Raw genomic sequence first — 20687 nt, 5'->3', positions numbered from 1 at the left:
TAGCGCCGCACGCCGGCGGCCACCATCCGCTGGTAGCCGACGCCGGGCGCGGCCTGGTAGACGTCCTGCACCACCACGGTCCTCTCCGCAGCATTGGTTCGGGCAGAACCGACGAGCCGGGACCGTGATCCTGCACCACCGTCACCTGGCACCGGTCCTCTTCAGGGACTGGACACCAAAAGCCCGAGCCCTTCGACGGCATGCTCGACTTCGACACGCACTCCGGCCATCAGCGCTCAGCTACGCAGGGCCCTCACCAATCCCGCTGGCCCCGGCCGACTCGCCGTTCGTCCGGCCGATGCCCACCACGTCGGAGTTCCTCGACAACGCGGTCGAGCCGGTCAACTGGACACCTCCCGCTGAACGACGAGCCTCACGCACCGCACGACACCGGTCGGCCGAAGAGGCGCCGATGATCCACCACCAGGCCAGCCAGATTCGATCATCCAGCGATCCTGCGCAACGAAATCCGGTCGACGGCCGGCCTCGACGTGGGCGACCAGGCGCTCGGCGTCGAGTTCGGCGTCGCGGCGGTAGCGGCGGGTCTCGCCGCGGAGGTAGGTCCGCTTGCGGGTCACGGGGTCAAAGCCGGCGTAGACGCGGGCGCGGAAGCCGGTGCGCAGAGTCTCGATGGACCCCGTGACATGCGGCAACGGTAGGGCTACCGGACGCCGTGATGCCAGAAATGATGCCAGCGCGGACCGCTGAAATGAGACTGTTCAGCACCCCATAGGGCGCTGAACAGGGAAAACAGTGGAGCCGCCTTGGGGAGTCGAACCCCAGACCTACGCATTACGAGTGCGTCGCTCTAACCGACTGAGCTAAGGCGGCAGTTGCAGTGGACAGTGTAGCGACCCGCCCCGCACCCCCCGCGCACCCGGTCCCGTCACCCGCTCGTGGGGACTTGCCCGGTTCACCGCGACACCCGGGGACCTCCGAGCGAGTGTTCTGCATGCGGGTCAGGAGCGATCATGGGCTCGGCGAGGTGCTCGTCGACGAGGGGTGGCGGTGTGGATCGGGCTGCGGTTCAGCCCGGTGACCGGCTACCTGCTGTTCACTCTGGTCGCGCTGACGTCGGTGCCGCGCCGCACCGGGCGCCGCGTGCTCGGCGCGCTCGCCGCGGTCGGGGTCGGGCAGTTGGTGATGGCGTGGGTGTGGCCGCCGGTCAGCCCGCAGTTCACCGAGTGGCCGGCCGCGGTCGTCCCGTGAGTCCGCGGGTCGTCGTGGCCGGTGGGGGCTACAGTCGGCGCGCATGGACGCCCCCGCCCCGGCTTCGCCCATCGACCTGGCGTACGTCCGCGACCTCTACCGCGAGTACGCCGACGACCTCGCCGCCGTGGGCAAGACGCAGCGCGAGTTCGCCGAGGCCGGCCGCGGGACGATGACCCCGCAGCTCGACGACCTCGAAGCCGAGATCACCTACCTGCTGCTGCGGGCCACCCGGCCCGCGGCCGTCGTCGAGATCGGCACGCTGCACGGCTGGTCGACGTCGTGGCTGCTCAGCGCGCTGCGCGACACCGGGTCCGGGCACCTGTACAGCTTCGACATCGTCGACAACGCGCTGCGCAACGTGCCGCGCGACCTGGCCGAGGGGCGGTGGACGTTCGTCCGGGGCGACATCCGGCAGAACCTCGACCAGATCCCCGCCGACACCGGCTACCTGTTCGTCGACGCCGCGCACAGCGCCCGGTTCGCCCGTTGGTACCTCGCCGAGCTGTTCCCCCGGGTCCCGGACGGCATCCCGACCAGCGTGCACGACGTCTTCCACTTCCGGTTCCCGCTGCCCTTCCACGAGGGCAAGGTGGTGCTGGGGTGGCTGGCCGAGCGCGACACGCCGTACTTCACGCCGTCACGGGCGCGGGCGCGGGCGGTCTACGACGAGCTGACCGCGCTGCGCGAGGAGTTGGGGCTGGCGCCGGTGCGCGGGGCCGGGGACAACCCGATGATCTTCTTCCGGAAGCCCTGAGGCTCAGCCGCGCTGCAGCACCGTCATCATCGCCTCGACGGCGATCTCCGGCTTGACGTTCTGGTCGAGCGCGGTGCGGCAGGCCAGCACGGCCTCCAGCCTGCGCAGCACCGACTCGGGGGGCCACTCCGTCGCGGCGCGGCGCACGTCGGCCTCGCGGTCGGGGTTGGTCAGCGCGACGTCGGCGCCGCTGCCGACGACGAGCGCGTCGCGGAAGAAGCCGGCCAGGTCGACGAGGGCGCGGTCGATCGCGTCGCGCTGGGTTCGGGTGTTGCGGGACTTCTGGCGCCGCTCCAGCTCGCGCTCGGCGGCCCGGGCGCCGCGGGCCGCGGCGGCCACGCCCTTGCCGACGCCGCCGGCGCCCATGGCGACGGCCATCTCCTCGCGCTCGGTGACGTCGCGGGTCTCGCTGAGCGCGGTGGCCTCGGCCTTCGCCGTGCGGACCAGGTCGCCGGCGAATGAGAACGCCTCGCCCAGCCCGCGCATCCGCATCGGCATCGCCAGCACGGCCTCGCGGTGCTTGCGGACCTCCGGGTCGCGGGCGAGGTGGCGGGCCCGGCCGACGTGCCCGCCGGACACCGACGCGGCCCAGGCCGCCATGTCGGGCGGGACGCCGTCGCGCTCGGTCAGGACGCCGGCGACGGCCTCGGCCGACGGCGTGCGCAGCGGCACCACGCGGCACCGGGAGCGAATGGTGATGGGCACGTCATCGGGGTGGTCCGACGGCGCGCACAGCAGGAAGACCGTCCGCGCCGGGGGCTCCTCCACCGCCTTGAGCAGCGCGTTGGCCGCGCCCTCGGTGAGCCGGTCGGCGTCGGTGATGACGAGGATCTGGTGCGGTGCGGTGGCCGGGCGGCGGGCGGCGAGTTGCACCAGCGCGCGCATCTCCGAGACGCTGATCGACAGCCCTTCCGGCACGACTTCGCGCACGTCGGGGTGGGTGCCGCTGAGCACGGTGTGGCAGGTGGCGCAGTGGCCGCAGCCGTTGTCGGGGCACTGCAGCGCGGCGGCGAAGGCGCGCGCGGCCACCGAGCGGCCGGAGCCGGGCGGGCCGGTGAACAGCCAGGCGTGGGTCATCGCGGTGGGCTCGGCCGCGGCCCGGCTCAGCTCCTCGACGGCCTCGGGCTGGCCGACGACCTCGTCCCAGGCGCTCACGGCGCGACGACCCGGTCGGTCGGCTGCTCGGCGGGCGGCACCTGCCGGCCGGGGGCGGCGGCGGGGGCGGGCAGCACCGGGCGCAGGACCTCCCACACCCGGTCCGCGACCTCGTCGGGTCCGCCGTCGGTGTCGACGACCAGGTAGCGGGCGGGCTCGGCGGCGGCCATCCGGGTGAGCAGCCTGCGCACGCGGAGGTGCTCCTCGCCGACGACGCCGCCGGGAGGGGGCGTGGCGCCGCTCGGGGGGCGGTCGAGCAGGACCGAGATGTCGGGCCGGAGGCGGTTGGTGGCCCACAGGGCGAGGCTGTCGAGTTCGGCCGGTTCGAGCTCGGACCGGGCGCGGTCGGCGACGACGCCGAACTCGACCAGCGGGCTGGCCAGGAACCGGTCGACCACCACGACCGCCCCTCCCTCCAGCGCCGGGCGGATGACCCGCTCGACCTCGTCCGCGCGGACCGCCGCCGCCGCGAGCATCTTGGCCCGCAGGCCCGACAGCGCCGCCTCCCGGGTGGCCGCGGCCCAGCGCTGCCGGTCGCGGTCGCTGCCGTCCGGCACGACGACTGTGTAGCCGGCCGCGCGCAGGTTCGCCGCGAGCCGGGCCGCCTGCTCGGTGGTCTCCTCGGCCGGGCCGCCCTCCACCGCCACCAGGACGCCGGGGCCGGAGCGCGGCTCACCGCGGCGCACGGCGGCGAGCAGGTCGGGCAGCATGGGCTCGGTGCTGCGGTCGTCCATCTGGCGGTAGGCCAGGATGCCGACGCAGGCCGCGACCACCCCGCCGGCCAGCATCACCACCCGCGTGCCGTCGATGACGAGCGCGACGCCCAGCACGTCGACGGTGCGCGCGGCGACCAGCCCGACCAGCAGCGGCACCAGCGCCATCGAGCCGAGCAGGGTGAGCCGCACGATCGACTGCACGAACGCCACGATGCGGCCGCGGATCTCGTCGGCGACCTGCGAGCCGATGATCGTCAGGCCGGTGAGGAAGGCGATGCCGGCGAATCCGCCGACCAGCATCACCGCCCCGATCGCCACGAACAGGTGCGGCGCCAGCGCCACCAGCACCAGGGCCAGGCCGGCGGCCACGATCGCGGCCCCGAAGAGCCGGTTGTGCGGGACGCGCCGGGCCATCCGCGGGGCCAGGCCCATGCCGATCCCGAGCCCGACGAACACCGAGGCGAACAGGATGCCGTAGGCGGCGTTGCCCCCGCCGAGGCTGGCCGCGTAGAGGGTGGCCGAGCCGACCACCGTGCCACCGGCCGCGAACGCGCCGATGATCCCGACGACCAGGCCGCGGATGAGCGGCGTGCGCACCACGAACGCGGCCCCGTCGCGGATCATGGCGACGACGCCGGGGGTGGGTGGGCGTTCCCCGCCCGCGCCCCGCCCGGAGATCTCCCGGATGCCGAACCACACCGTCAGCGCGGTGACCAGGTAGGCGACGCCGCTGAGCACCAGCGTCAGCATCACGGTGGGCATCGCGCCGCTGTCGCCGCCGAACCACCGCCCGGCGCTGGACACCAGCGTGAACAGCCCGGACGCGGTGACCACGGCGACGCCGTAGGTCATCACCAGGGCCAGCTGGTTGGCCGTCTCGATCTGGTCGGGCCTGCGCAGCAGGTTGGGCACCGAGGCGTCCTTGGACGGGATCCAGAACAGCGCGCAGATCTCGATCAGGAAGGTGGCCAGGAACAGCCACCACAGCGACCCGACCAGCGGGATGGACACGAACAGGCCGAAGCGCAGCACGTCGCACACGACCATGACGTGGCGCCGGTCGAGCTTGTCGGCCAGCGCCCCGGCCAGCGGGCCGAGCACGAGCGCGGGCAGCAGCTTGGTGGCCACCACGCCGCCGAGCGCGAAGCTCTGCGCCTGGTGGCCCTCGGTGAGCTGGGTGGCCAGCGCGGACAGCGCGAGCAGGCTGAGCCAGTCGCACGTGCCGGCGACCGAGGTCACCAGCCAGAGCCTGCGGAAGGCGGGGATGGCCAGGACGCTGCGCACGCGGTGCGCGGTGGGCGCGCCGAGCGAGGGCGGCGCCGGCCGGGTGCCCGCGGGGGCGTCGGCGGACTCCATCGCGGCTCACCTCCCGTCGGCGCGCGCCGGTCCTGGGGGTCGGGCCGGCGGGCCCTGCTCGCACCGGGGATACCCAGCTGGGGTCAGGCTAGTGGAGCAGTCACCCCCGCGGCGCCAGCGGTGCTCAGCGCCATCTCAGTCGGGACGGCCCGACCTCACCGGTAGACGGGGTGCAGCAGCGAGTCGACCAGCTGCACCAGGATCGTCAGGTAGACGAACGCGAAGAACAGGGCGAACAGCCGCGACCCCCACAGGCTGCGGGAACGCCGGGTCAGGCCGGTGATCGACAGGTCGTCGACGACGGTGGGGCGGGGCGCGACGGAGAACCGCGTCGGTGCCCGCCGGGGCGGCGCGGACGGCGCCGGGATCGGTGGCGGGGCCGGGGCCGGCGTGGATGCGATGACGGCGGGCGGCGGGTGGGTCAGCCGGTCGGTGGCCACGGCCGGGTCGGGCTCCTCGACGAGCACGGCGACCGCGACCGGGTCGCGGTCGGGCTCGGCGGGGGCGACGCGCACCCACGGCGGGGCGAGCAGGTCGGGGTCGGACGGCGGCGGGAGCGCCGTGGACAGCGCCGGTTCGGGGGCCGGTTCCGCGACGGCGAAGGGCTGATCGCGACGGGCGACGGCGGCGGCCGGTCCCACGTCCGGATCGGCGGCCTCGGAGTCCTCGACGACGGGCTCGTCGACGGCCACTTCGACGACCGCGGAGTCCTCGGCTCCGTCGTGGACGATCGCGGGCTCGCCGACGGCGGGTCCAGGACCGCGCTCGACCGGCGCCGGCTCGGCGGTCGCGGGGGCGGGGGGCGCCGCGTCCAGGCCGCGCGCCGACACCAGGTCGGCGACCGTCATGCCGGCGGGCGGCTCGGCCCGCCCGGGCCCGCGCAGTGCGTCGCCGAGCCGGCCCAGCCAGCCGGTCACGGCGCCGATGGCGGGGACCGGCTGGGCGGCGTCACCGGCGGGTCCTGCTCCGCGGAGACGTCCGGTCATGCCGCCGAATGGTAGGCCGACCGCCGACCCGGCGCTGGGCGCAACGCGGGCCGCTCCCGTACCGCCCCCGGACAGGGGACGGCGCGGCCTCAGCCGTCGCCGTCACCACCGCCGTCCTCGCCACCGCCGTCGCCGTCGCCGCCGTCACCATCGCCACCGTCCCCGCCGTCCCCGCCGTCGTCGGGGGCGCCGCCACCCGACTCATCGGCGCCCGGGGCGGCCGGGGGCGGCGGGACCGTGCCGCTGCTGACGCTCAGCAGGATCGTCTCGCCGGGCAGCGCGGTGCCCCGCGGGCTCTGCCCGACCACCGTGCCCTTGGACGCCGCGTTGTCCACCGTGCGGGTGGTGACGGCCCAGCCGGCCCCCTCCAGGGTGGCCCGCGCGTCGTTCTGGCCGCGACCGACCACGTCGGGCACCCGGGACTCGGCGCCGCCCTCCAGGTAGCGCGGGTCCGTCGGGGGCAGCGGCAGCACCGGCTGGCCCTCCAGGTAGGCCGTCATGGTGCCGAACCAGGTCTCGGCCGGGGTCTTGCCGCCGAAGATGTTGCCGGACCGGCAGGCGTACGGGGCGCCCGCGCCGTCGCAGAGCGGCTTGGGGGCGTTGGAGTTGTCGAACGCGATGACCGCGCCCGAGGCCTGCGGCACGACCCCCAGGAACGCCGCCGACTTGTGCTGCTGGGTGGTGCCGGTCTTGCCGGCCATCGGCCGGTTCCAGCCGACCTCACCGGCCGCCCTGGCCGCCGTCCCGCCGGGGATGTCGTCCTTGCTCATACCGGTCAGCAGCGTGTTGGCCAGGCCGGGGTCGACGACCTGCTCGCACGGCGCCTCGGTGACCGGCACCGGGTTGCCGGCCGGGTCGGTGATCGACTCGATCGGGCTGGGCGGGCACCACATGCCCTCGCTGGCCAGCGTCGCCCCCACGTTCGCCAGCTCCAGCACGCTGGTCGGGCTCACGCCGAGGGTGAACGAGGCCTGCTTCTGGGACTTGGTGACCTCGGCGATCGACCGGTCGGTGTTGCGGCCGGTGTTCGGGTCCTTGAACGGGGTGGTGGCCAGCGAGCGCATGCCCAGCCGCACCGCCATGTCCACCACGTCCGGGACGCCGGTGAACTCCATCAGCTTGATGAACGCCGTGTTCGGCGACTGGGCCAGCGCGTCGGTGATGGTCATGCGCTCGGAGTAGTTGCCGGAGTTCTGCACCGGCAGCGGGCGCCCGCCGCCGTCGGTGTAGATCGGCGACGCGTAGCCGGACGGCGGCACCGTGAGCTGGTAGTTGATGCCCAGCCCCTTCTCCAGGGCGGTGGCCGCGGTGAACACCTTGTACGTCGAGCCCGCGCCCAGCGGCACCGGCTCGTAGGGCAGCCCGTAGCTGGTCTCCAGCTTCTCGCCGTCCAGGCCGAAGACCCGGCTGGAGCCCATCGCCAGCACCCGGTGCTTGTCCTTGCCCGGCTGCACCAGCGACATCACGTCGGCGACGTTCGGCTGGTCCGGCGGGACCTCCGCGTCCAGCGCGGCCTTCATCTTCTGCATCGCGGCCGGGTCCAGCGTGGACTTGATCGTGTAGCCGCCGCGGTTGATCTGCTCGGTGGAGAACCCGGCACCGGCCAGGTAGGTCTCCACGTAGCGGCAGAAGAACCCGGCGTCGCCCGCGCCGATGCAGCCGGCCGGCTGGACGTTGAGCGGGCTGACGATGCCCAGCGGGGCGTCGAGCGCCTCCTTCGCCTGCGCCTCGTCGATCATCTGCTGGTCGCGCATCTGCTGGATGACGGTGTTGCGGCGGGCCAGCGCGTCCTCGGGGTTGTTGACCGGGTCGGTGGCGCTGGGGTTGCGCACGTTGCCGGCCAGCAGCGCCGCCTGCGGCACGGTGAGCTGGTCGGCCGTGGTGCCGAAGTAGGTGCGCGCCGCCGCGGCGATGCCGGAGGCCCCGTTGCCGAACGAGACGATGTTCAGGTAGCGGGTGAGGATCTCCTCCTTGCCGAGCTGCTGCTCGAGCTGGAGGGCGATCTGGGCCTCCTTGAGCTTGCGGGCCGGGGTCTGCTCGGTGGCCTTGAGCCGCTCGGTCTCGGTCTCCGCGGCCACGTAGAGCATGTAGTTCTTGACGTACTGCTGGGTCAGCGTGGAGGCGCCCTGCTGGATGTCGCCGGAGACCTGGTTGGTGACGACCGCGCGGATCGTGCCCTGCCAGTCGACGCCCTGGTGCTGGTAGAAGCGCCGGTCCTCGATGGCGACCATGGCCGCCTTCATCGCCGGGGAGATCTGGTCGGGCCGCATCGCCACGCGGTTCTGGTTGGGCTCGAAGAACCGGGCGATCGGGTTGCCCTCGCTGTCGGTGACGACGCTGGTCTGCGGCAGCGGGCCGTCCAGCAGGTCGGTCGACACGGCCTGCACGCTGTCGCCCGCGTCGCTGGCCACCAGGCCCACGCCTGCGGCGGCCGGGAACACCATGCCGGCGACGAGCACGCCGGCCAGGACGCACAGCCCGAGCAGCGTCGCGATCGATCGGGTGGCACCTGGGGACCTCACGGATGGCGAGCCTACGCCGCGCCCTGTCACCCCCTCGTCAGGTCCGCCCCGGCCGGCCGGTTGAGTATTTTTGCTCGGTACCCGGCGCCACCGGGCGCTCGCAGAATTCATCCATGCCGGTCAGGACGGGGTCCCCCACCACCGACCGGCGCGGAACACCGCGAGCGACGGAGGCGACCATGACCGAGCAGTGGAACTGGCGGGTTGCGGCGAAGTGCGGCACCACCGACGCGGAGGACCTCTTCGTCGTCGGCGCGCAGCAGCGCGAGGCCAAGCTGTTCTGCCGCACCTGCCCGGTGCGCACCGAGTGCCTGGCGCACGCCCTCGACGAGGGCATCGAGTTCGGCGTCTGGGGCGGGATGACCGAGCGCGAGCGCCGGGCCCTGCTGCGCAGGCGCCCGGACGTCGACGACTGGATGGACCTGCTCACCGACGCCCGCACCGCGCACTACCGCCGCGAGACCGCCGACACCCCCCAGCCGTGACCGGCCCGGCTCAGCGCGCGGAGCGCAGCCCGGCCGGCACCCGCCCGGTGTCGCCGTCGGCGGCCAGCCGGGCCCCGATCTCGCGCAGCCCGTCCAGGTCGGCGACGGCCCCGGGCACCACCGGCACCCTGGTCACCGCGACCTCGCGGTGCGCCCCGGTGAACCGGGTGAGCAGCCGCTCCTCGCGCTCGGCCAGGTCGACCCGGTCGGCGTGCAGCCGCAGCACCGAGGCCGCCAGCGGGGCGCCGCGCAGGTTCTCCGCCACCGCGCGGGCCCGGGTGGCCGACAGCGGCGCCAGCACCGGGTGGGTCCGGTTGAGCACCAGCCCGGCCAGCGGCATCTCCTCCGCGGAGAGCCGGTCGACGAAGTACGCGGCCTCGCGCAGCGCGTCCGGCTCCGGCGCCGCCACCACCAGGAACGCCGTGCCCGGCGAGCGCAGCAGCGCGTAGGTGGCCTCGGCGCGCTCCCGGAAGCCGCCGAACATCGTGTCGAAGGCCTGCACGAACGCCGAGGCGTCGGCCAGCATCTGGCCGCCCAGGATGGTGGAGACGGCCTTCGCGAACAGCCCGAACCCGGCACTGACGATCTTGCGCAGCCCTCGGCCACCGGCCCTCGCGGGCGCCGAGAGGAGCCGGATCATCCGGCCGTCGAGGAAGTTCGACATCCGCTGCGGGGCGTCGAGGAAGTCCAGCGCCGAGCGCGACGGCGGGGTGTCGACCACGATCAGGTCCCACTGGCCGGTCGCGGCCAGCTGGCCCAGCTTCTCCATGGCCATGTACTCCTGCGTTCCGGAGAACGACGTGGAGATGGTCTGGTAGAAGGGGTTGGCCAGGATCGCCTCGGCCCGCTCGGGCGTGGAGTGCGTCTGCACCATCTCGTCGAAGGTGCGGCGCATGTCCAGCATCATCGCGTGCAGCTCGCCGCCCGGCACCGTGTCGACGTGGTCGACGCGGCCCGGCTCGTTCTCCAGCGCCTCCAGCCCCAGCGCCTGGGCCAGCCGCCGCGCCGGGTCGATGGTCAGCACCACGGTGCGCCTGCCGCGCTCGGCGGCGCGCACCGCCAGCGCCGCGGAGGTGGTCGTCTTGCCGACCCCGCCGGAACCGCAGCACACGATCACCCGGGTCCCGGGGTCGTCGATCAGCGCGTCGACGTCCAGCACCGGGGTCATGCGCCGGCCCCGCTCAGGGCCCTGACCGCCACTCCCTGCTCGACCAGCGCGGCCGCCAGGTCGTAGAGGGACCCGAGGTCGACGCCGTCGACCAGCTGCGGCAGCTCCAGGCGGGGGCGGTCGGCCCCCTCCGACAGCCGCTGCAGCGCGGCGGACTCGGAGTTCACCCGGACGGCGTGCTCCACCGTCTCGGCGACGAGGCCGTCGATGACGTCCGGGGGGAGGTCGACACCGGCGCCGGACAGCCCGGCCCGGATGCGCTCGGCGTCGACCCGGCCGCTGGCCGCCGCGGCGACCGAGCGGTCGGGCAGCCACCGCGGGCGGACCCGGTTGACGATCACCGCCCCGGGTCGCAGGTCGGCCGCGACCAGCTCGTCGACGGTCTCCAGGGTCTCGGTCACCGGCAGCTCCTCCAGCAGCGTCACCAGGTGGATCGCGGTGAGCCCCGAGTGCAGCACCTGGACGACGCCCTCGGCCTGGGTGTGGATCGGGCCGCTGCGGGCCAGGTCGGCCATGGCCTTGGTGACGTCGAGGAAGCTGACCACCCGCCCGGTGGGGGGCGCGTCGAGGACGACGGCGTCGTAGGCGGGGCGCCCGTCGGGGCCGGTGCGGTTGACGCACTCCTTGACCTTGCCGGTGAGCAGCACGTCGCGCAGGCCCGGGGCCAGCGTGGTGGCGAACTCGATCGCGCCCATCCGGCGCAGCGTGCGCCCGGCCATCCCCAACCGGTAGAACAGCTCGAAGTACTCCAGCAGGGCCGCCTCGGCGTCCACCGCCAGCGCCCTGACCTCGCCACCGCCCGGGGCGACCGCGATCTTGCGCTCCTCGTAGGGCAGCGGCGGGCTGTCGAACAGCTGGGCGATGCCCTGGCGGCCCTCGACCTCCACGAGCAGGGTGCGCTTGCCGCCCGTGGCCAGCGCCAACGCCAGCGCGGCGGCCACGGTGGACTTGCCGGTCCCGCCCTTGCCCGTCACGACGTGCAGGCGGGCGCCCGACAACGCCGCTGGCCAACCGGTGGGAGTCACGATCCCAGGCTACGGAGCATCGGCCCGACCGGCCGCCCGAGCCGATGAGGCGCTGGCTACAGTCCCCGGTCATGAGCGACGGCACCGTCCAGAGGTGGGAGTACCTCACCGCTCCCGTCCTGATCCACAACACCCAGGCGATCCTGAACAACTTCGGCCGGGACGGCTGGGAGCTGGTCCAGGTCACCACCGGGCTGAACGCGGAGCAGCTCGTGGCCTGGTTCAAGCGCCCGGTGCAGGGCTGATGGCGAGCACGAGCGAGCGCCTGCGCGAGCTGGGCATCGCACTGCCGGCGGTCAGCGCACCCGCCGGCTCCTACGTCCCCGCCAAGCGCAGCGGGAACCTCGTGTTCACCGCCGGGCAGGTCCCCTTCGTCGACGGCGAGCTCGCCGCCACCGGCAAGGTCGGCGACGCGATCAGTACCGAGGAGGCGCAGCGGCTGGCCCGCATCTGCGCCCTCAACGCGCTGGCCGCCGTCGACGCCCTGGTCGGCATCGACGCCGTGACGGCCGTGGTGAAGGTCGTCGGGTTCGTCGCCTCCGCCCCCGGCTTCACCGACCAGCCCGAGGTCGTCAACGGCGCCTCCGACGTGCTCGCCGAGGTCTTCGGCGAGGCGGGCGCGCACGCCCGCTCCGCGGTCGGCGTCGCCGAGCTGCCCCGCGGCGTGCCCGTCGAGGTCGAGCTGGTCGTGGAGGTGTCCGGGTCGTGAGCACCGCGCCGGGGGCGTCATGAGCGCGGCCGAGGAGGCGTGCCACGGGTTGCTCGTCCGGCTCGCCGGACGGCTCCCCGACGACCTGCTCTGGCGGATGCGCGACTGGCTGGCCTCCGGCAGCGCCGACGCGCTGGCCGCGACCCTGCCCCGCGAGCTGCTCCGGCACCGCGTCGGGCTCACCGACGACGAGCGCGACCTGCTGGAGCGCTCGGTCGGCGAGTGGAACGCCTCCCGGCACCTCCTCGACGCGATCCTGCCCACCGACCCGACCGACGAGGTCACGACCACCTTCCGCACCTCCGACACCGGCCTGGACACGGCCGCGCTGAGCGTGCTGGCCGTCGTCCGCGGCCACCCGGGCTGCGTGGCGCTGCACCAGGCGTGGCGGCTGGGTGGTCGGCGGGAGCAGCGCGTCGTCGTGGTGCTCGGCGGTGAACGGCCGTGGACGCTCACCGGGACCCTGCAACGCGTCCTGCGCGCCCACGGCGACCGCACACCGTGCGTGGAGGTGCTTCCGTCGCACAGTGAGCTACCGCCCTACCACCGGGCCGTCATCATCGAGGAAAGCAGAATCTGGCGGCCGCCCGTGTCCGTCGGGCACGACGGGTAGACCGGAAGGGAGGGGCCCGGTGGAGAGCACGTCCCAGAACGCGACGCACGACCTGCTGCTGGCCCTGGCCGGCCGGGTCGACGACGACCTGCTCGGCTGGGCGCGCGAGCTGGTCGCCGTGGGCGAGGACGCGCACGCCGTGGAGATGCTCACCGCCAGCCTCGCCGCCGACCGGGTCGCGCTGCCCCCGATCGTGCGCGGGCGGCTGGTCGAGCTGGCCCGCTCGGCCCGCATCGACCTCGACGTCGACGCCGCCCTGCGCCCGGCGACCGCCGAGGACGCCACCGAGCACCGGTTCGCCGCCGAGGAGTCGCTGGCCGGGCCGGTGGCGACGGTACTGGTCAGCCTGCCGGCCCGGCAGCTGGAGGGCTGCCGCGTGCTGCTCACCCACCGGCGCACCGCGGCAGGCGCCGCTCCCGGGCCGCTGCCGCACCCCGTGCTGCTCGTCGAGGTCGAGCCGGGCTCCCGCCGCCCCGACATGCTCGCCTACCAGCTCACCGTCGCCCTGCAGCGCTCCGGCGTGGTCTGCTCGGTGGAGGTCCTCACCGTCGGCGGCGGCGTCCCGGCCTACCACGCCGAGGCGATGCGCTCCGCCCGCCAGCTCCGGCTCGACCGCCGCCCGCAGGCGCCGGCGCCCGCCGGGGAACGCGCACCGGACGAGCGCCCGTCCGTGACGCGCGCCGCCGAGGCGACGGTCGCGGTGCCGGCGCTGCCCACCCGCAAGCGCCGCACCGAGCAGCCCGACCAGGACGCCGGCCTGGCGTCCCGCGACGGCCGCGCCGCGCACCGGCTCAACGAGACCACGCAGCCGATCTCCGCCGCACCGCCGTTCGGGGCCTCGCACTCCGACACCCCGCTGTTCGACTCCCCGACGCCCACCCCGCCGCCGTCCGAGCGTCCCGAGCGGCCCGACCGGGAGGCGCCGGCGGCGAGCGCCGATCCGGAGGAGGAGGCCCCGCGCGGCGCCGGCCGGCTGACCGCCGTGCCCACGCTGTTCGACGAGTCCCACGGCGACGACGAGGGCGACGACGCCCAGCCCGAGTTCCACCCCGAGGAGTTCGGCCGGTCGCGCCGCGCCTCCCACCGCGCCGGCCCGAACGGGTCCGGCGATCCGGAGCCGCGGCCAGTGGCCCGGCCGAAGCCGCGGGTCCTGCCGGCCCCGGTCACCCCGATCAACCGCAGCTCGATGACCGGCCCGACACCCATCCCGCTGCTGCGCCGCGGGACCAACGGCCGCCGCCCACTCACCCCGGTCGGCCACGACGGGCCCGACGACACCGCGGGCTCCGACTTCGACCCCCTGCAGGACCCGCTCAGCCGCCCGCTGATGCCCCCGCTGCTGGACCCGACGCCCCCGCTGACCGGCCCGATCGGCCTGGTCACCCCGGCGCCGGACGGCAGGCCCTCCGACGACGGCCCGGTCTCCGACGAGAGCTGGTCGGGCGACTGGCTGTCCGGTGCGTGGGCGATGCCGTCCGAGGGCGACGGCGGCAACGGCTCCGAGCAGGACCGGGAGATCACCCCGCCGCGCCCGATCGGGCGCCGCTCGGCCCGCCACCGCTACCTGCGCACCCCCGACGAGCCCGTGGACGGCGAGCCGGCCACCGGCGATCCCGCCGACGGCGGCCAGCAGGCCCGCGTCGACGGTCCGGGCTCCGGGGCGATCCCGCTCCCGCCCGCGGGCACCGGCGCGCACCCCGCGGTGCCGCCGGGCTCCGGCCCCATCCCGCTGCCCCCGGCCGGTACCGGCGCGCACCCGGTCGTGCCGAGCACCAACGGTGCCAACCCCGGACCCCCCGCGAACGGCGCGATCCCGATGCCCCCGGCCAGCGGTCCCATCCCGCTCCCGCCGGCGAGCGGCCCGATCCCGATGCCCCCGGCGGCCAACGGCGCGATCCCGATGCCGCCGGCCACCACGGGTGGCGTGCCGCAGACGCCGACCAGGCCGGCCATCCCGATGCCCTCCGGGGAGGGCCGCGACCACGACGCCCACGCCGACGAGCGCCGCCAGATCCCCGACGACCGCACCGTGGACCTCGAGCACGACCCGAACCTCGGCCTGCGCCCCGAGTCGCTGGCCCGCCTCGGCGAGGCCGACCTCGACCTGCTGGCCAAGCTGCAGGCCGAGTTGCGCAGCGGCCGCGTGCCCCGCGGCGACGACCGCGCGCCGGAGCCGCCGCACCGCCCCGCCGTCGACGGCACCGGCGCGAACGGCGCCGTCGCCCGCAACGGCAACGGCTCCGGCCCGCACGGGTCGGGGACCGCGGCCCACCGCATCCACCCGAACGGCAACGGCTACAGCAAGGGCTACGCCAACGGAGTCACCAACGGCAGCGCCGGCCCCGGCGACCCGGCCGTCACCGGCACGGGCGCCAACGGGGCGGTGACCGGCACCGGCCGTTTCGGGCCCGAGCGCAACGGCACCAACGGGTCCGCCCGCCAGGGGTCGCGGCTCAACCCGTTCGCGTCCCGCCGCAAGCGCAACGCCGAGTCCGAGAACGACGAGGAAACCCCGCCCGACGCCGGCTGACCACGGGCGGCAACGAGACCAGCACCATGGCCTTCGGACGTGTGCCGATCGCCGGGGCCGGGTTAGTGTCCGATGATGTCCACCGATCGCCCGCCCGTCGTCCCGCGCCCCGCCGCCACCGTGATCCTCGTCCGGGACGCCCCGGAGCCGGGCCGGTCGCCGCTGCAGGTCTTCCTGCAGCGCCGCGTGGCCGGCATGGCGTTCGCCGGGGGGATGACCGTGTTCCCGGGCGGCGCCGTCGACCCGACCGACCTGCCCGATCCCACGGCCTGGACCGGCCCGGACCCGCGCTGGTTCGGGGAGCGGTTCGGCTGCGACCCCGAGCTGGCGGGGTCGCTGGTGTGCGCGGCCGTGCGGGAGACGTTCGAGGAGTGCGGGGTGCTGCTGGCCGGCCCCGGACGGGCCGACCACACGCTGCTCGCCGACGGCCGCGCCGACCTCGTCGCGCACCGCCGCACGCTGGGCCAGCTGCTCACCGGGACCGGGCTGGTGCTGCGCGCCGAGCTGCTGCGGCCCTGGGCGCGGTGGATCACGCCACCGGTCTCCCCGCGGCGCTACGACACCGCGTTCCTGGTGGCCGTGGTGCCCGAGGGGCAGAGCGCCGACGCGCACACCACCGAGGCGGTCGAGGCCGCCTGGTGGCACCCCGACGAGGCCCTGCGCGAGTGGGAGCGCGGCGGCATGCAGCTGATGGCCCCCACCTACCGCACGCTCGAGCAGATCGCCGAGCACCCGGACAGCGCCTCGCTGTTCGCCGCGGCCGACAGCCGCACCATCCGGCCGATCATCCCGCAGGCCCGCCGCGACGGCGGCGACATCGTCCTGGAGGTCGGGGAGCAGCCCGAGGTCCGGATGCCGGTCGCCCGGATGCCGATCGCCGAGGGGGGCCCGCTGTGACCGGGCCCGCCTACGGGGAGCTGCGGGCCGTGACACCGCTGGCGTCGGTGCTGCTGGAGCACAACCCGTCGCCGATGACGCTGGAGGGCACCAACACCTGGGTGCTGCGCGCCCCCGGCGAGGAGAGCTGCGTCGTCATCGACCCGGGCGACGACGACCCGGAGCACCTGGAGCGGGTGGCCGCGGCCGGGCCCGTGGCGATCGTGCTGCTCACCCACCGCCACCACGACCACGCCGCGGGCGCGCGCCGGTTCGCCGAGCTGACCGGGGCGCCCGTGCGGGCGCTGGACCCGTCGCTCGTGCTCGGCTCCGAGGCGCTCGGCGACGGCGACGTGGTGGCCGCGGCGGGCGTCGAGCTGCGGGTGATCAGCACGCCGGGGCACACGTCGGACTCGCTGTCGTTCCTGCTCAGCGGACCCGACACCGCGGCGTCGGTGCTCACCGGCGACACCATCCTCGGCCGCGGCACCACCGTCATCGCCCACCCCGACGGCTCCCTGGGCCCCTACCTGGACTCGCTGCACCGGCTGGCCGACCTGGCCCCGGACACCGCCGTGCTGCCCGGCCACGGCCCCGAGCTGGCCGACGCCGCGAAGGCCGCCGCCCACTACCTGGCCCACCGCGAGCAGCGCCTCGACCAGGTCCGCGCGGCGCTGGCCGCGCTGGGACCGACCGCGACCGCGCGCCAGGTCGTCGAGGTCGTCTACGTCGACGTCGACCGGACGCTGTGGGGCGCCGCCGAGCTCTCGGTGCGCGCCCAGCTCGACTACCTGCGCGCCTAGACCGGCACCGGCCGGGGCTGCGGGGCCAGGGTGCCGCGGCGGGCCCACAGCACCACCGCGACGACCATCCCGGCCACCCCGCCGACCACGAACGCCGCCGGCGGCCCGACGGCCTCGACGACCGCGCCGCCGGCCGACTGGCCCCCGGCCAGGCCCAGGGTGGCCGCGGTGACCACCCAACCGAAGCCCTCGGCGGCGGTGCCGGGCGGTGAGGCCAGGTCCACGGCGAGGGAGTGCGCCGTCACCTGCGGGGTGATCAACGCGCCGGCCGCGACCATGGCCACCACGAGGGCGGTCAGCGAGTCCAGCGGGCCGGTCAGCGACATCGCCGCGACCAGCACCGCGAAGGCGCCGAGCAGCACCGGCATCCGCAGGTGCAGTGGCCGCGGCCAGGGCCGCATCGAGTACAGGACGCCGGCCAGCACCGAGGCCACCGACCAGGCCGACAGCAGCACGCCGCCCAGCGCGGCCGAGCCCGCCTGCGCCGTCACCGCCGGCACGCCGACCTCGACGGTGCCGACCACCATGCCGAAGCCGAGCGAGGCCAGCGCGACCGTGCGCATCCCGGGCCGGGCGATCGCGCCCAGCAGGCCCAGCTTCGGTCCGTCGCCTGCGACGCGTGCCGGCTCGGTCCGCACGGGCCGGGTCAGCGCGAACCCGACGGACCCGGCCACCATCACGCCCGCCGCGACCACCACGGCCGTTCCCGGCCACGGCGTGACCGCGACCAGCAGAGCGGCCAGCGCCGGGCCCAGGATGAAGAACACCTCGAGGCTGATCGCCTCGTAGGTGAAGGCGGCGTCGCGGACCGGGCCGGCCGGGATCAGCCGCCCCCACAGCGCCCGCGCGGCCCCCTCGACGGCCGGCTGGGTGATGCCGGTGAGCACGGCCAGCGCCACCAGCAGCGCCACCCCCTGCCCGGCCTGCACGGCACCGACCAGCGCGGTGACCGCCACGGCGAACAGCGCCGAGGCCACCAGCAGCGGCCGGGTGGCGCCGATCCGGTCGATCACCCGGCCCTGCACCACCGACCCGGCCGACACCCCGACCAGCCCTCCCGCCCCGACCAGGCCCGCCATGGCGAACGAGCCCGTGACCTGCTGCACGTACAGCAGCATCGCCAGCCCGACCATCGCGATCGGCAGCCGACCCAGCGCGGAGAACAGCGCGGGCACGCCGGCGCCCGGGGTCGTCAGGGCCTCGCGGTACGCGCGGATCGAGGAGTCGGGCACGACGACCAGGTTCGCACATTCTGGTACGCCCGTACCAGTTCTTTCCGCCACGTCCCCGTCCCCGCACACGCGGAGGTCGCCGCGCACACGTCACGACGTGTGGGCGGCGACCACGAGATGTGCGGGGCGCGGTGGGCTGTGCGCAGTGCGGGCGGGTGTGTGTGGCCCGTACGAGTGAGAGTTCACCCTCCCCGGACGACCAGGGCACCCGGTGCGACGCCCCCGACCGGGCGCGGCTACCGGGCCCGGCGGGCCAGCCGCTCCGGCTCCAGGATCAGCACGCTCTTGCCCTCCAGCCGCAGCCAGCCGCGGTGGGCGAAGTCGGCCAGCGCCTTGTTCACCGTCTCCCGGGAGGCGCCGACCAGCTGGGCGATCTCCTCCTGGGTCAGGTCGTGGGTGACCCGCAGCAGGCCGGACTCCTGCGACCCGAACTGGCGGGCCAGCTGCAGCAGCGACTTCGCCACCCGGCCCGGCACGTCGGTGAAGATCAGGTCGGCCAGCATGTTGTTCGTCCGGCGCAGCCTGCGGGCCAGCACCCGCAGCAGCTGCTCGGCGATCTCCGGGCGCTTGCCGATCCACTCGCGCAGCGCGGCGCGGTCCATCGTGTGCGCGCGGACCTCGGTGACCGCCGTCGCCGACGACGTGCGCGGGCCCGGATCGAAGATCGACAGCTCGCCGAACATGTCCGACGGCCCGGCGACCATCAGCAGGTTCTCCCGGCCGTCCGGCGACTTGCGCCCGATCTTCACCTTGCCGCTGCCGACGATGTAGAGCCGGTCGCCCGGCTCGCCCTCGGCGAAGATCACATGACCGCGGGGGAACTCGGCCGGCTCAAGGGACTGCGCCAACGCATCGGCCGCGAACGGCTCCACACCCTGGAATATCCCTGCTCGGTTAAGAACCTCGTCCACTGCACCGCTCCTCATACCGGCCGCTGCCCCGCGGCGGATCACCGGCGCGCCAGTCTAGGGGCTGCACGCACCCTCTGTGACGCTGTGCGCGTCGTTTCGTCCGCACGTCCGAGCGACCCACCGTCCGGGGGACGGGGGCGGGCGCTCGGCCGGGGCTCAGGCGGCCTTGCTGCGGCGGACTCCCCGCTTGCCCCGCTGGCCGCGCGAACGCAGCCGGAACAGCTCCAGGGCGCGGCCCGTACCCTGCCGGAACAGGGCTCGGACCTCGTCCGGACGCGGTCGTTCGAGGAGCTCTTCGAGCTCCTCGGGGCGCACGGTCGACTCCCGCAGCTTGGATTCCACCCGCTCCATTCCGAGCGCGAAGAACATCACCAGCAGCGGCACGAGGACGGACAACCAGGCAGTCATGTCGGGCCTGATGTTCCCGCACCGTGCCCGATCATGCGTCGGCGGGGTCGGCGTTGCGCGCGACCTTGACGCGATCGTGACAAAGCCGGTGACGCCCGGTGACGAGCCCTCGCGCACAGTCCCGGCCGGTCGGGCGAACGCGCCCGACCGGACCGTCCGGGTGCCGCCGTACCCTCGGAGCGTGACCCCCTCCCCCGCGGCTCCCACCACCCACGGCGCCGACGCGCTGCGGAACGCGGCCCGGCTCGCCAAGCGCATCGCCGCGGGCGAGCCAGCGCTGGGGCGCGCCCGCCGGGTCGGCCGGATGCTGCGCACCCTCACCGCCACCCACACCGACGCGCACTGCGAGCTCGACTTCACCACCCCGCTCGAGCTGGCCGTGGCCACCATCCTGTCCGCGCAGAGCACTGACAAGGGCGTCAACGCCGTCACGCCGAAGCTCTTCGCGCGCTATCCGACCGCACTGGCCTACGCGCAGGCCGACCGGGCCGAGCTGGAGGAGATGATCCACTCCACCGGCTTCTTCCGGAACAAGGCGAACTCGCTGATCGGACTGGGCGCCGCGGTCGTCGAGAAGCACGACGGCGTCCTGCCCAACACCCTCGACGAGCTGGTCAAGCTGCCCGGGATCGGCCGCAAGACGGCCAACGTCATCCTGGGCAACGCCTTCGACGTGCCCGGCATCACCGTCGACACGCACTTCGGCCGGCTCGTCCGGCGCTGGGGCTGGACCGACCTGGAGGACCCGGTCAAGGTCGAGCACGCGGTCGGCGAGCTGATCCCCAAGCGCGACTGGACGATGGCCTCGCACCGGATCATCTTCCACGGCCGCCGCGTGTGCCACGCCAAGAAGCCGGCCTGCGGCGCCTGCACGCTCGCCGCCGACTGCCCCTCCTACGGCACCGGCCCGACCGACCCGATCCAGGCCGCCAAGCTGGTCAAGGGCCCGTCCCGGCCGCACCTGCTGGCGCTGGTCGGGCTCACCGAGGACGACGCCCCGGCGCCCGCCCCGCGCACGGCCGCCGACCGGGACGTCCCGTGACCGCTCCGCGGCAGGGCGTGCGTCGGGCGGAGGTCGTCAGCACGGTCGTGGTCGTGCTGCTGGTCGCGCTCGGCGTGTTCGCGCTCTGGCCGCGGGACGCCCCCGACCGCACCGATCCGGCCGCCACCGCGGCCCCGGCCACCGACCGCGCCGCCGTCGTCGTGCCCGACGCGGAGCTGGCCCC

The 20687-nt window shown here is 75.0% G+C and carries 20 protein-coding genes, 1 tRNA gene and 1 pseudogene; 11 read left to right on the top strand and 11 right to left on the bottom strand.

Features of this window, described 5'->3' with window-relative positions; genetic code table 11:
* Window positions 1-341: 341 nt before the first annotated feature.
* A complete protein-coding gene (locus KIK08_RS18805; protein ID WP_214404494.1) occupies window positions 342-578 on the bottom strand; it encodes a hypothetical protein in 237 nt (78 codons plus the stop codon).
* Between the two features lie 176 nt (window positions 579-754).
* Window positions 755-831 (bottom strand) — tRNA-Thr (locus KIK08_RS18800).
* A 171-nt stretch (window positions 832-1002) separates the two neighbouring features.
* Between KIK08_RS18800 and KIK08_RS18795 the strand changes: the two genes are divergently transcribed.
* Both KIK08_RS18795 and KIK08_RS18790 read left to right on the top strand, forming a co-directional pair.
* Window positions 1003-1209, top strand: coding sequence for a hypothetical protein (locus KIK08_RS18795; protein WP_214404493.1), 207 nt, complete (start codon window positions 1003-1005; stop codon window positions 1207-1209).
* A gap of 43 nt (window positions 1210-1252) precedes the next feature.
* Entirely contained in the window at window positions 1253-1966 is a 714-nt protein-coding gene (locus tag KIK08_RS18790; protein WP_214404492.1) for a class I SAM-dependent methyltransferase, read from the top strand.
* A 3-nt stretch (window positions 1967-1969) separates the two neighbouring features.
* Here KIK08_RS18790 and KIK08_RS18785 read toward each other — a convergent pair whose 3' ends face one another.
* The 4 genes from KIK08_RS18785 to KIK08_RS18770 all read right to left on the bottom strand — a co-directional run bounded on the left by KIK08_RS18785 (window position 1970) and on the right by KIK08_RS18770 (window position 8701).
* Window positions 1970-3121, bottom strand: a complete 1152-nt coding sequence (locus KIK08_RS18785) for a DNA polymerase III subunit delta' (RefSeq protein ID WP_214404491.1) — start codon at window positions 3119-3121, stop codon at window positions 1970-1972.
* Window positions 3118-5193 (bottom strand): bifunctional MFS transporter/dTMP kinase, encoded by a 2076-nt coding sequence (locus tag KIK08_RS18780; RefSeq protein WP_214404490.1) that lies wholly within the window; start codon window positions 5191-5193, stop codon window positions 3118-3120. Before KIK08_RS18780 ends, KIK08_RS18785 begins: the two co-directional genes overlap by 4 nt.
* Window positions 5194-5348: 155 nt before the next feature.
* Window positions 5349-6179, bottom strand: coding sequence for a hypothetical protein (locus tag KIK08_RS18775; protein ID WP_214404489.1), 831 nt, complete (start codon window positions 6177-6179; stop codon window positions 5349-5351).
* Between the two features lie 89 nt (window positions 6180-6268).
* Entirely contained in the window at window positions 6269-8701 is a 2433-nt protein-coding gene (locus tag KIK08_RS18770; RefSeq protein ID WP_308257723.1) for a penicillin-binding protein, read from the bottom strand.
* Window positions 8702-8880: 179 nt separating this feature from the next.
* Between KIK08_RS18770 and KIK08_RS18765 the strand changes: the two genes are divergently transcribed.
* Window positions 8881-9186: a WhiB family transcriptional regulator gene (locus KIK08_RS18765; protein ID WP_214404487.1), complete on the top strand. Its 306-nt coding sequence runs from the start codon at window positions 8881-8883 to the stop codon at window positions 9184-9186.
* A gap of 10 nt (window positions 9187-9196) precedes the next feature.
* Here the strand turns inward: KIK08_RS18765 and bagB are convergent, their stop codons facing one another.
* Window positions 9197-10354, bottom strand: coding sequence for an ATPase BagB (gene bagB, locus KIK08_RS18760; RefSeq protein WP_214404486.1), 1158 nt, complete (start codon window positions 10352-10354; stop codon window positions 9197-9199).
* Window positions 10351-11382 carry an ATPase BagA gene (bagA, locus tag KIK08_RS18755; RefSeq protein WP_214404507.1) on the bottom strand — a complete coding sequence of 344 codons (1032 nt, stop codon included), beginning with the start codon at window positions 11380-11382 and terminating at the stop codon, window positions 10351-10353. The genes bagB and bagA overlap by 4 nt, the downstream gene beginning before the upstream one ends.
* 68 nt (window positions 11383-11450) lie before the next feature.
* Between bagA and sp36 the strand changes: the two genes are divergently transcribed.
* From sp36 to KIK08_RS18725, 6 genes are all read left to right on the top strand, one after another.
* A complete protein-coding gene (gene sp36 / locus KIK08_RS18750; RefSeq protein WP_214404485.1) occupies window positions 11451-11624 on the top strand; it encodes a Sp36 family protein in 174 nt (57 codons plus the stop codon).
* The gene (locus KIK08_RS18745) at window positions 11624-12088 is read left to right on the top strand and encodes a RidA family protein (protein ID WP_214404484.1); all 465 of its coding nucleotides are present in this window, start codon (window positions 11624-11626) and stop codon (window positions 12086-12088) included. Before sp36 ends, KIK08_RS18745 begins: the two co-directional genes overlap by 1 nt.
* 19 nt (window positions 12089-12107) lie before the next feature.
* Complete coding sequence (locus tag KIK08_RS18740) at window positions 12108-12701, top strand: hypothetical protein (protein ID WP_214404483.1); 594 nt, start codon at window positions 12108-12110, stop codon at window positions 12699-12701.
* 19 nt (window positions 12702-12720) lie between these two features.
* Window positions 12721-15231 carry a hypothetical protein gene (locus KIK08_RS18735; protein WP_214404482.1) on the top strand — a complete coding sequence of 837 codons (2511 nt, stop codon included), beginning with the start codon at window positions 12721-12723 and terminating at the stop codon, window positions 15229-15231.
* 75 nt (window positions 15232-15306) lie between these two features.
* Entirely contained in the window at window positions 15307-16128 is an 822-nt protein-coding gene (locus KIK08_RS18730; RefSeq protein WP_214404481.1) for an NUDIX hydrolase, read from the top strand.
* Window positions 16125-16910, top strand: a complete 786-nt coding sequence (locus KIK08_RS18725) for an MBL fold metallo-hydrolase (RefSeq protein ID WP_214404480.1) — start codon at window positions 16125-16127, stop codon at window positions 16908-16910. Before KIK08_RS18730 ends, KIK08_RS18725 begins: the two co-directional genes overlap by 4 nt.
* Here the strand turns inward: KIK08_RS18725 and KIK08_RS18720 are convergent.
* From KIK08_RS18720 to KIK08_RS18710, 3 genes are all read right to left on the bottom strand, one after another.
* Window positions 16907-18142: an MFS transporter gene (locus KIK08_RS18720; protein WP_308257721.1), complete on the bottom strand. Its 1236-nt coding sequence runs from the start codon at window positions 18140-18142 to the stop codon at window positions 16907-16909. The genes KIK08_RS18725 and KIK08_RS18720 overlap by 4 nt on opposite strands.
* 236 nt (window positions 18143-18378) lie before the next feature.
* A complete protein-coding gene (locus KIK08_RS18715; protein ID WP_214404479.1) occupies window positions 18379-19053 on the bottom strand; it encodes a Crp/Fnr family transcriptional regulator in 675 nt (224 codons plus the stop codon).
* A 156-nt stretch (window positions 19054-19209) separates the two neighbouring features.
* Window positions 19210-19461 (bottom strand): hypothetical protein, encoded by a 252-nt coding sequence (locus KIK08_RS18710; RefSeq protein WP_214404478.1) that lies wholly within the window; start codon window positions 19459-19461, stop codon window positions 19210-19212.
* A 304-nt stretch (window positions 19462-19765) separates the two neighbouring features.
* Between KIK08_RS18710 and nth the strand changes: the two genes are divergently transcribed.
* Window positions 19766-20503, top strand: a complete 738-nt coding sequence (gene nth, locus KIK08_RS18705; RefSeq protein ID WP_214404505.1) for an endonuclease III — start codon at window positions 19766-19768, stop codon at window positions 20501-20503.
* Window positions 20500-20687, top strand: a pseudogene (locus KIK08_RS18700) (hypothetical protein); the annotation flags it as partial. The gene nth and the pseudogene KIK08_RS18700, both read left to right, overlap by 4 nt.

The sequence above is a fragment of the Pseudonocardia lacus genome (genome assembly GCF_018531445.1).
In the GTDB taxonomy this organism is placed as follows: domain Bacteria; phylum Actinomycetota; class Actinomycetes; order Mycobacteriales; family Pseudonocardiaceae; genus Pseudonocardia; species Pseudonocardia lacus.
Note: the sequence above shows the minus strand (reverse complement) of the source record. Positions and strands in the feature narration are given on the sequence as shown.